Genomic DNA, 10424 nt, shown 5'->3' on the forward strand with positions numbered 1-10424 from the left:
ATCGGCGACCGGACTTCACGTGAAAGTGCCGCTTTGCGGTGCAAAGCGTAGCTTTCACGTGAAAGTGCCGCTTTGGCCGTCGCTTTGGCGGTCGGGTCAGGAGTCCTTGAGGGGGAAGCCGCCGCCGATGCCGCGCCAGGCCAGGTTCGCCGTCAGGGCCACCGCTTCCTCGCGGCTCATCGACTGGTGGTGCTGCAGCCAGAACCGGGCGCTGACCTGGCTCATCCCGACCAGGCCCACGGCCAGCAGCCGCGCCTTGTCCTCGTCGAGGCCCGCGTCCGCGGTGATCGTCTCCGTGATCGCGTCCACGCTCGCCGACGTCGCTCGGTCGACCGCCTCCTGGACAGCCGGCTCGCCGCGCAGGTCGGACTCGAAGACCATCCGGAACGCGCCCGCGTCCTCGCTGACGAAGTCGAAGAACGCGCCGACCGTCGCCGGGACGCGCTGCTTGTTCTCCGTCGTCGAGTCCAGCGCGTTCTGCACGCGTCTGATCAGCTCGTCGACGTGGCTTTCCAGCAGCGCGATGTAGAGGTCGAGTTTGCCGGGAAAGTGCTGGTAGAGCACCGGCTTGCTGACGCCGGCCACTTCGGCGATCTCGTCCATCGCGGCGGCGTGGTAGCCGTTCTCGGCGAAGACCCGCTGCGCCGCGGCGAGGAGCTGGGCCCGGCGCTCGGTCCTGGGCAGCCGCACCCCGCGTTGCTGCAGCCGCGTCATCTCCGTCATGGCCATCCTCCCGTCTTCGCTTCTTCGACGGGCGGGGTCACCACCGCGTGAAGTCGCCTGAAGATTACTCGCCGGTACGTGTGCCGCGCCAAGGGTCGGGCATTCTGGACCCGTGAACACCCCCGTGCCGGCGCGGCCACCGCTCACCCACGTGCCGTTCTCGAGCAGGGCGCTGCCGTCGCTCGACCCGGTCCCGCCGCCGTGGCCGGCGGCCTTCGAAGAGGTCGGCACCGCCCGGCTCCACGTCCGCCGCACGCCGGGCTCGGACGGCGTGCCCGCGGTGTACGTCCACGGCCTCGGCGGCTCGTCGACGAACTGGACCGACCTGGCCGCGCTGCTCGCGCCGGTCGCCGCCGGCAGCGCGCCCGACTTGCCCGGCTTCGGCAGCTCGGAGCCCGAAAAGGGGTTCGACTTCAGCCTGCAGGCCTACGCCGACGTCGTCGCGCGGCACATCGAGACCGGCTTTCCGGGGGCAGGCGGCGCGCCGGTGCACCTGTTCGGCAACTCCATGGGCGGGGCGATTTCGCTGCTCGTCGCGGCTCAGCGGCCGGAGCTGGTGAAGACGCTGACGCTGATTTCGCCGGCGGTCCCCGACCTGCGTCCCGACCCGCGGCGGCTGTCGGACCCGCGGATGGCGTTCGCCTACCTGCCGCTGGTCGGCGCGCGCGTGCGGGCCCAGCTGGCCGCGCTCGGGCCGCGGGAACGCGCCGCGCAGGTCATCAAGCTGTGCTTCGCGGACCCGTCGCGGTTCCCGGAGAGCCGGCTCGACGAACTGACCGAGGAACACGGCGCCCGCGCCGGGTTCGCCTGGGCGGCGCCCGCGATGGCCCGCAGCACGTTCGCCATCTTCCGGGCGTGGTCGACGCTGGGGAAGGCGTCGCTGTGGTCGGTCGCGCCGCTCGTCAAGGCGCCGACGCTGGTCGTGTGGGGCCGGGAGGACCGCGTCATCTCCGTGAAGCGTGCGGTGCGGACCGCCCGGGCGATCCCGCGGGCCCGGTTGCTGGTGCTCCCGCGCACCGGCCACGTGGCGCAGATGGAACGCCCGATCGTCGTCGCGAAGGCCGTCCTGGGCATGTGGGAGCACGTCGAAGCGGGCTCCTGGTAGGCCGAACGGGTGGTGCCGAGTTCACTCGATGATCCGCCAGTCGCCGAGAGCGGTGCCCCGGTGCTGTGGCACCCTGGTGCGGTGGACCGGGTGAAGCAGGATGCGCGAGGTGAGGATCGGCGGGCGCCCCACCGTGCGCCGGGCCGCCGCACGCCGGACCCCGAAAACCACCCCCGCACCGGGCAGTACCGCCCGGCGAAGGCGCCGGCCCAGCGCGTCGACGAGGACCGCTACCGCCCGGGCGGGCGGCGGACGAACGCCGAGCCGCTGAGCGCCTCCTGGAAGCCGCACGTCGAAGTCCCGCGGGAGAAGAGCGCCGAGCCGCCGTCGAAGGCGGGCATCGCGAAGCTCACCAAGACCTACGGCTGGCGCGTCTACGCCCTGCCGATCCTGGTCGTGCTGACCGTGCTCGTCGTGGTCAACACCGCCAACAGCCCGGCCCAGCCGATCGCCGAGCAGAACACGTCCGCGGCCGGCGTCGAGTCGGCGGGCGGCGACACCTCCGGCGGCGCCATCGACGGCGGTGGCGACCAGGGCATCCCGGAAAACCCGGCCACGCCGGTCGACCTCAACGTGCCGACGGCGGACCTGCCGGCCGGTGGCCCGTTCACGGAGGCGGGCCAGGGCAAGTGGCACGTCGTGCCGGGCAGCGGCCCGAAGGTCGGCAACGGGAAGCTGTACACCTACACCGTCGAGGTCGAGGACGGCATCGACCCGGCCAGCTACGCCGGTGACGACGCCTTCGCGACGGCCGTGCAGGGCACCCTGTCCGATCCCAAGAGCTGGACGTGGGACGGCAAGGTCGCGTTCCAGCGCGTCGACGCCAGCTTCCCGAACCCGTCGTTCCGGGTGAGCCTCACGACGCCGGAAACCACGCACCGCGCGGACGCCTGCGGGTTCCAGATCAAGTTCGAGGCCTCCTGCTACCGCAAGAGCCTCGGCCGGGTGCTGATCAACCTGGCCCGCTGGGTCCGCGGCGCGAAGGCCTACGGCGCCGACATGACGGGGTACCGGCAGTACGCCATCAACCACGAGGTCGGCCACGCGCTGGGCAACCAGCACGTCGGCTGCCCCGGCGCCGGCCAGCCCGCGCCGGTGATGATGCAGCAGTCCTTCGGCGTCAACGACGACTACGTGTCGATGCTCAACGACATCCCCGGTGGCGACCACGGCAAGGTGGCCAAGGACGGCCGCGTCTGCACGACCAACTCCTGGCCGAACCCCTCGCCGAAGAGCTAGCCCACCGTCCCCGGACCCGGCAACGTTCCCAGCATGCGGACGCGGGAAGGCTTGTTTGCCCGCGCGCGTTGGGCATAGTGGGATGGACGCGATCCGCGCGAGATGGAGGACCCGATGTCAGCACTGCCGCCGCTCGTCGAGCCGGCTGCCGAGCTCACCAAGGACGAGGTGGCCCGGTACAGCCGTCACCTGATCATCCCGGACGTCGGGGTGACCGGGCAGAAGCGGCTGAAGAACGCGAAGGTCCTGGTCATCGGCGCCGGCGGCCTCGGCAGCCCCGCGCTGCTGTACCTGGCCGCGGCCGGGGTCGGCACGCTCGGCATCGTCGACTTCGACGTCGTGGACGAGTCGAACCTGCAGCGCCAGGTCATCCACGGCCAGTCCGACGTCGGCAAGCTCAAGGCCGCGTCCGCGCAGGAGTCGATCGCCGAGATCAACCCGCTGGTCAAGGTGTACCTGCACACCGACCGCCTCGACTCGTCGAACGCGCTCGAGATCTTCGAGCAGTACGACCTGATCGTCGACGGCACCGACAACTTCGCGACGCGCTACCTGGTGAACGACGCCGCGGTGCTGCTGGGCAAGCCGTACGTCTGGGGCTCGATCTTCCGGTTCGAGGGCCAGGTCAGCGTGTTCTGGGAGGACGCGCCGAACGGCAAGGGCCTCAACTACCGCGACCTCTACCCGGAGCCGCCGCCCCCGGGCATGGTCCCGTCCTGCGCCGAGGGTGGCGTGCTGGGCGTGCTGTGCGCGTCCATCGGCTCGATCATGGTGACCGAGGCGATCAAGCTCATCACCGGCATCGGCGACCCGCTGCTCGGCCGCCTGATCAGCTACGACGCGCTGGACATGAAGTACCGCGAGGTGAAGATCCGCAAGGATCCGGACACCCCGAAGATCACCGAGCTGATCGACTACGAGGCGTTCTGCGGCGTGGTTTCCGACGAGGCGGCTTCGGCGGCGTCGGGCAGCACCATCACCCCGGCGGAGCTCAAGGCCAAGTTCGACAGCGGCGAGAACTTCGCGCTGATCGACGTCCGCGAGCCGCACGAGTACGAGATCGTCAACATCAAGGGCGCGACGCTGATCCCGAAGGACCGGATCCTCTCCGGCGAGGCCCTCGCCGAGCTGCCGCAGGACAAGCCGATCGTCCTGCACTGCAAGTCGGGTGCCCGGTCCGCCGAGGCGCTCGCCGCCCTGCACGCGGCCGGCTTCAAGGACGCGACGCACCTCGGCGGCGGCGTGCTCGCCTGGGCGAAGCAGATCGACCCGAGCCTGCCGACCTACTGACAGTGGTCCTCCGTGAAGGCCGTCTCCGGTTCGGAGGCGGCCTTCACGGCGTTCGCCGGAGCGGAGAAACCCTGTGTGAGCAGCGCGTCTTCTCGATCGTGGAACACCCGGCCGGGTAACGTCACGCTCGTGCGGTCAACCCTCGAACGTCCTCCGGCGCACGTCTGCGCGGCCTTCGGCGGTCCCGCCGGCGGCGGCGAACGGCTGCCGGACTCGACGGCGTGGCGCTGCGGCGACCTCGTGCTCAAGCCGGTCACCGACAAGGTCAAGACGCTGTGGACCGCCCACGCGCTCGAATACGTCCGCGAACCGGGGCTGCGGGTCGCGAAGCCGGTCCGGTCCACCGACGGCCGCTGGATCGTCGGCGGCTGGACGGCGACGCGGTTCGTCCCCGGCACACCCGAGCACCGCGGCGACGCGTCGGTGCTGGCGGCGGTCAAGCTGCACCGGGCCACGATCGGCCTGCCCCGGCCCGAGTTCCTCGACGCGCGTCAGGACGTCGACGCCGTCGCCGACCGCGTCGCCTGGGAAGAGCTCGACCTTCCCCTGGACGAGACGAAGGGCGGCCGCTGGTTCGAGGTCCTCGCCGGCGCCCGCCGCCCGGTCCGGCTGCCTTCGCAGGTGGCCCACGGCGAGTTGCTGGCCGGGCTGCTGTTCGACGGCCACGACGTCCCCGGCGTGGTCGACTTCGTGCCGTACTACCGGCCGGGGGAGTACGGCGCGGCGATCGTCGCGGTCGACGCGCTCGCCTGGGGCGGCGCGGGCCGGGACCTGCTGGAGCGCTGGGCGCACCTGCCGGAGTGGCCGCAGCTGCTGCTGCGCGCGGTGCTGTTCCGGCTGGCGTCCAACGCCCTGAACCCCCGCTCGACGCAGGCGTCGCTGGACGGCCTGCGCGCCGCGGCCCGCGAGGTGTCCGGCGTCCTTTGAGCGCCGACCTGGCGGGGGCGGTGATCGGGTGATCACCGACCGACAGGACTGCGGAGGGTCGCTTGTGACCGACGTCCCACGACCGCCGGTCATCGCGGACAAGCGCCGTTGACCTCCGGACTCCCGGCAGGTGGACGCGGATCTCACCGGCCGGGCGCCGGACATATCGCCGCAATGTCAACTGCCTGAAACATTCGGTCGAATCCGGTTAACAAGGCCTCCTTAGCGTCAGGGCAATCCCGAAACGCCGAGGAGGTGCCCGTGCCGCAGGTCGAAACCCACTGTCCGTACTGCGCCCTGCAGTGCGGGATGAGCCTCGACGCCACCCGTGTGACGCCGCGGGACTTCCCGGTGAACGCCGGCGGCCTGTGCCAGAAGGGCTGGACCTCGGGTGCTCTGCTCACGTCGCCGAAGCGGCTGACCAGCCCGCTGCTGCGCGTGAACGGGGTGCTCGAGCCGGTCGGCTGGGACTTCGCCCTCGACCACGTCGCCCGGAAGCTCGAAGCGATCCAGGCCGAACACGGGCCGGACGGGGTCGCGATCTTCGGCGGCGGCGGGCTGACCAACGAAAAGGCCTACCTGCTCGGCAAGTTCGCCCGCGTCGCGCTCGGCACCTCGCAGATCGACTACAACGGCCGGTTCTGCATGTCTTCGGCCGCCGCCGCGGGGATCAAGGCCTTCGGGGCCGACCGCGGGATGCCGTTCCCCGTCACGGATCTCAAGAACGCCGACGTCGTGCTGCTCGCGGGGGCGAACCCGGCCGAGACGATGCCGCCGTTCACCCAGCACCTGCGCGGCACCGACCTGATCGTCGTCGACCCGCGGCGCACCCCGACCGCCGAGCTGGCGAGCCTGCACCTGGCGCCCGCGCCGGGCACGGATCTTGCGCTGGCGCTCGGGACCCTGCACGCCGTCGTCGAAGGCGGCCACCTCGACCAGTCCTATGTGGACGACCGGACGAGCGGGTTCGCGGAGATGTGGCGGATCGCCGCGAGCTGGTGGCCCGAACGCGCCGAGCGCGTCACCGGTGTCTCGGCCGCCGACATGCGCCTGGCGGCGGAGAAGCTCGCCGCCGCCCGCAACGCCTACATCCTCACCGCTCGCGGCACCGAGCAGCACGCCACCGGCACCGCGACCGTCGGCGCCTGGATCAACCTCGCGCTGAGCCTCGGCCTGCCCGGCCGCAACGGTTCCGGCTACGGCTGCCTCACCGGCCAGGGCAACGGCCAGGGCGGCCGCGAGCACGGCCAGAAGGCCGACCAGCTGCCCGGCTACCGCAAACTCGACGACCCGGCCGCCCGTGAGTACGTCGCGGGCGTGTGGGGCGTCGACGCGGACAGCCTGCCCGGCCCCGGCCGCTCGGCGACCGAGCTGCTCGAAGCGCTCGGCCAGGAGAACGGCCCGAAGGCGCTGATGGTGTTCGGCAGCAACGTGGTCGTCTCGGCGCCGCGCTCGCAGCGCGTCCAGGACCGGCTGGCTTCGCTGGACCTCCTGGTCGTCGCCGACTTCGTGCTGTCGGAGACCGCGGCGATGGCCGACGTCGTCCTGCCCGTCACCCAGTGGGCCGAAGAGGACGGGACGCTCACCAATCTCGAAGGCCGCGTCCTGTTGCGGCGCAAGGCCTTGGACCCGCCGGCCGGCGTCCGGTCCGACCTGGACGTCCTCCACGGGCTCGCCGAGCGGCTGGGCCAGCCGGCGGGACGCTTCCCCACCGACGCCGAGACGGTGTTCGAGGAGCTGCGGATCGCGTCGAAGGGCGGCATCGCCGACTACTCCGGCGTCAGCTACGACCGGCTGCGCGCGGGCGAAGCCCTGCACTGGCCGGTCCCGGCGAACGACCACCCCGGTACCCCGCGGATGTTCCTCGGCACCTTCGCCCACCCCGACGGCCGCGCGCGGTTCGTGCCGGTCGAGCACACCGGCCCGGCCGAGCTGCCGGACGACGAGTTTCCCCTGCAGGCCACCACCGGCCGCGTGCTGCAGCACTACCAGTCGGGCGCGCAGACCCGGCTGGTCGAGGAGCTCAACGAGGTCGTCCCCGAGGCGTTCGTCGAGGTCCACCCGGACACCGCCAAGCGAGCCGGGCTGGAGGAAGGCGACCGCGCCGTGGTCCGGTCCCGGCGCGGCGAGACGGTCGCGCGGGTCCGGTTCACGCAGAGCCTCAAGCCCGACCTCGTCTTCCTTCCGTTCCACTTCCCCGGTGAGCAGCGCGCCAACCTGTTCACCAACCCGGCGCTCGACCCGGTCTCCCGGATGCCGGAGTTCAAGGTGTGTGCCGTGTCTCTGTCTACTGTGGATGGTGTCGCATGAGCCCCCGTGAAGTCGTCATCGTCGGCTATGGGATGGCCGGTGCCCGCCTGGCCGACGAGATCCGCCGCCGCGACCCGATCGCCGAGCGGGTCCGGCTGACCGTGCTCGGCGCCGAGAAGCACGCCGCCTACAACCGGGTGCTGCTGTCCGCCGTCGTCGCCGGCGGGATGAGCGCCGAAAGCGTCCGCCTGCACGACGACGAGTGGGCCACGCGCCACAACATCGACCTCCGGCTCGGTGTCGACGTCGCCCGCATCGACCGCGAGAAGCGCTGCGTCGAGCTGGGCGACGGCTCCGCCGTGGACTACGACGCCCTGGTGCTCGCCACCGGCGCCAACCCGTGGATCCCGCCGGTCGAAGGCCTCGAAGCCGGACCGGGCGTGGTCGCCTTCCGCAGCCTCGACGACTGCGCCAAGATCCTCGACGCCGCCCGCTTCGGCGCGCCGGTCGCCGTGCTCGGCGGCGGCCTGCTCGGCCTCGAAGCCGCCCGCGGCCTGGCCGGGCGCGGCAACCAGGTGACCGTCGTGCACCCGCTGGGGCACGTCATGGAGCGTCAGCTCGACGCCGCCGCCGGGCACGTACTGGCCCGGCAGCTCACCGAAATGGGCGTCACCTTCAAGTTCGGCGCCACCGCCGCCCGCTACCTCCCCGGTGACGGGCTCAAGCTCGACGACGGCACGCTCGTCCCGGCCGACCTGGTCGTCGTCGCCGCCGGTGTCCGCCCCGAGACGCGCCTGGCCGCCGAAGCCGGGCTCGCCATCGACGGCGCGATCGTCGTGGACGACACGCTGCGCACCAGCGACGGCCGCATCCACGCCCTCGGCGACTGCGCCCGCCACCCCGGCGCCCCGGCCGGGCTGATCCAGCCCGCGTGGGAGCAGGCGTCGGTGCTGGCCGACGTCCTGACCGGCACCAACGCGGCCGCCCGCTACCGCGGCACGACGGCCGTCACCCGGCTCAAGGCCCGCGGCATCGACCTCGCCGCGCTGGGCGAGACCCAGCTCGAAGCGTCCGACGGCGGCGCCGAGGTGCTGACGTTCAACGACCCCACCGGCGGCCGGTACGGCAAGCTCGTCGTCCGCGAAAACCGCGTCGCCGGGGCGATCCTGCTCGGCCTGCCCGACGCCGCCGCGACGATCACCCAGTTCCACGACCGCGGCACGCTGCTGCCCGACGACCGCCTCGCCGTCCTGCTGGGCCGCGCGCTGCCCACCGGCAGCACCCCGGCCGCCAGCCCGGCCGACCTGCCCGCGGCCGCGGTGATCTGCCGCTGCAACAACGTCACCAAGGGCCGGCTGATCGAAGCCTGGAAGGCCGGGGCCACCGACACTCCCGCACTGGCGCGGGCCACGCGAGCCACGACGGGCTGCGGCGGGTGCTCCGACACCGTCGGCGGCATCGCCAACTGGCTCGCCGCGCAGTGACCGATCCCCACTGACCACCCCGAACCGCCGCACGAAGGAGAACACCGTGGCCCACCAAGGCAAGCACTGGATCGAACACTGGGAACCGGAGAACGAGGAGTTCTGGGAGTCCACGGGCAAGAAGATCGCCCGCCGCAACCTCTGGTTCTCGGTCTTCGCCGAGCACATCGGCTTCTCCGTCTGGACCCTGTGGTCGGTCATCGTCCTGTTCATGGGCAAGGACTACGGCTTCTCCGCCGCGGACAAGTTCCTCCTCGTCTCGACGCCGACGCTGATCGGTGGCCTGATGCGGCTGCCCTACACCTTCGCCGTGGCGAAGTTCGGTGGCCGCAACTGGACGGTCGTCAGCGCGCTGCTGCTGCTGATCCCGACGATCCTGGCCGCGGTGGTGCTGCACCCCGGCACGTCACTCGGCACGTTCCTGCTGGTCGCGGCCCTCGGCGGTGTCGGCGGCGGCAACTTCGCGTCGTCGATGACGAACATCAACACCTTCTACCCCGAGAAGCACAAGGGCTGGGCGCTGGGCCTCAACGCCGGTGGCGGCAACCTCGGCGTCGCGGCGATCCAGCTGATCGGGCTGCTGGTGATCGGCACGGCGGGCGCGACCGCCCCGCGGATCGTGCTCTACGTCTACATCCCGCTGATCGTGGTCGCCGCGGCGTGCGCGTACTTCTACATGGACAACCTCGCCAGCGTGAAGGGCGACACCAAGGCGATGCGCGAGATCGTCAAGGAGCCGCACACCTGGGTGATGTCGTTCCTCTACGTCGGCACGTTCGGCTCGTTCATCGGCTACAGCTTCGCCTTCGGCCTGGTGCTGCAGAACCAGTTCGGCCGGACGCCGCTGCAGGCGGCCGCGGTGACGTTCCTCGGCCCGCTGCTCGGCTCGATCTCGCGGCCGGCGGGCGGCTGGCTGTCCGACCGGATCGGCGGCGGCAAGATCACCTTCACCACGTTCATCGGGATGGCGCTGGCCACGGTCGTGCTGATCCTCGCCTCGACGTCGAAGTCCCTGACGCTGTTCACGATCTCGTTCATCGTGCTGTTCGTGCTCGCCGGCGTCGGCAACGGCTCGACGTACAAGATGATCCCGGCGATCTTCCGCGCCAAGGCGAAGATCGCCATCGCGAACGGCGCCGGGGAGGCGGCCGAACTGCTCAAGGCGCGGCGGCTGTCCGGCGCGCTGATCGGCCTGGCCGGCGCGATCGGCGCCGAGGGCGGCCTGTTCATCAACCTCGCGTTCCGGCAGTCGTTCGCCGACACCAAGAGCGGGGTGCCCGCCTTCATCGGATTCCTGATCTTCTACGGGCTCTGCTTCGCCGTCACCTGGGCGGTTTACCTGCGGAAGCCCGCCGAACAGCCCACGAGTGAGCGCGGTCTGGCGCTCGCGGGAGCGGAGGTCTGAG

8 protein-coding genes are annotated in these 10424 nt (G+C 71.6%); 7 read left to right on the top strand and 1 reads right to left on the bottom strand.

Annotated elements, in window-relative coordinates; translation table 11 throughout:
* Window positions 1–96: 96 nt before the first annotated feature.
* Window positions 97–723 carry a TetR/AcrR family transcriptional regulator gene (locus tag AB0F15_RS17455; protein WP_360271018.1) on the bottom strand — a complete coding sequence of 209 codons (627 nt, stop codon included), beginning with the start codon at window positions 721–723 and terminating at the stop codon, window positions 97–99.
* A gap of 112 nt (window positions 724–835) precedes the next feature.
* Here AB0F15_RS17455 and AB0F15_RS17460 point away from each other — a divergent pair, with 112 nt between their 5' ends.
* The 7 genes from AB0F15_RS17460 to AB0F15_RS17490 all read left to right on the top strand — a co-directional run bounded on the left by AB0F15_RS17460 (window position 836) and on the right by AB0F15_RS17490 (window position 10423).
* Window positions 836–1828, top strand: coding sequence for an alpha/beta fold hydrolase (locus tag AB0F15_RS17460; protein ID WP_360271020.1), 993 nt, complete (start codon window positions 836–838; stop codon window positions 1826–1828).
* An 81-nt stretch (window positions 1829–1909) separates the two neighbouring features.
* Window positions 1910–3067 (top strand): DUF3152 domain-containing protein, encoded by a 1158-nt coding sequence (locus AB0F15_RS17465; protein ID WP_360271021.1) that lies wholly within the window; start codon window positions 1910–1912, stop codon window positions 3065–3067.
* A gap of 114 nt (window positions 3068–3181) precedes the next feature.
* Window positions 3182–4357, top strand: coding sequence for an adenylyltransferase/sulfurtransferase MoeZ (gene moeZ / locus AB0F15_RS17470; protein ID WP_360271023.1), 1176 nt, complete (start codon window positions 3182–3184; stop codon window positions 4355–4357).
* 129 nt (window positions 4358–4486) lie between these two features.
* Complete coding sequence (locus AB0F15_RS17475; protein ID WP_360271025.1) at window positions 4487–5284, top strand: TIGR02569 family protein; 798 nt, start codon at window positions 4487–4489, stop codon at window positions 5282–5284.
* Between the two features lie 261 nt (window positions 5285–5545).
* Window positions 5546–7594, top strand: a complete 2049-nt coding sequence (locus tag AB0F15_RS17480; RefSeq protein WP_360271026.1) for a molybdopterin oxidoreductase family protein — start codon at window positions 5546–5548, stop codon at window positions 7592–7594.
* Window positions 7591–9018: an FAD-dependent oxidoreductase gene (locus tag AB0F15_RS17485; protein ID WP_360271027.1), complete on the top strand. Its 1428-nt coding sequence runs from the start codon at window positions 7591–7593 to the stop codon at window positions 9016–9018. Before AB0F15_RS17480 ends, AB0F15_RS17485 begins: the two co-directional genes overlap by 4 nt.
* Window positions 9019–9064: 46 nt before the next feature.
* Entirely contained in the window at window positions 9065–10423 is a 1359-nt protein-coding gene (locus AB0F15_RS17490) for a nitrate/nitrite transporter (protein WP_360271029.1), read from the top strand.
* Window position 10424 lies beyond the last annotated feature (1 nt).

This window comes from Amycolatopsis sp. NPDC026612, from assembly GCF_040638285.1.
Taxonomy (GTDB): Bacteria; Actinomycetota; Actinomycetes; order Mycobacteriales; family Pseudonocardiaceae; genus Amycolatopsis.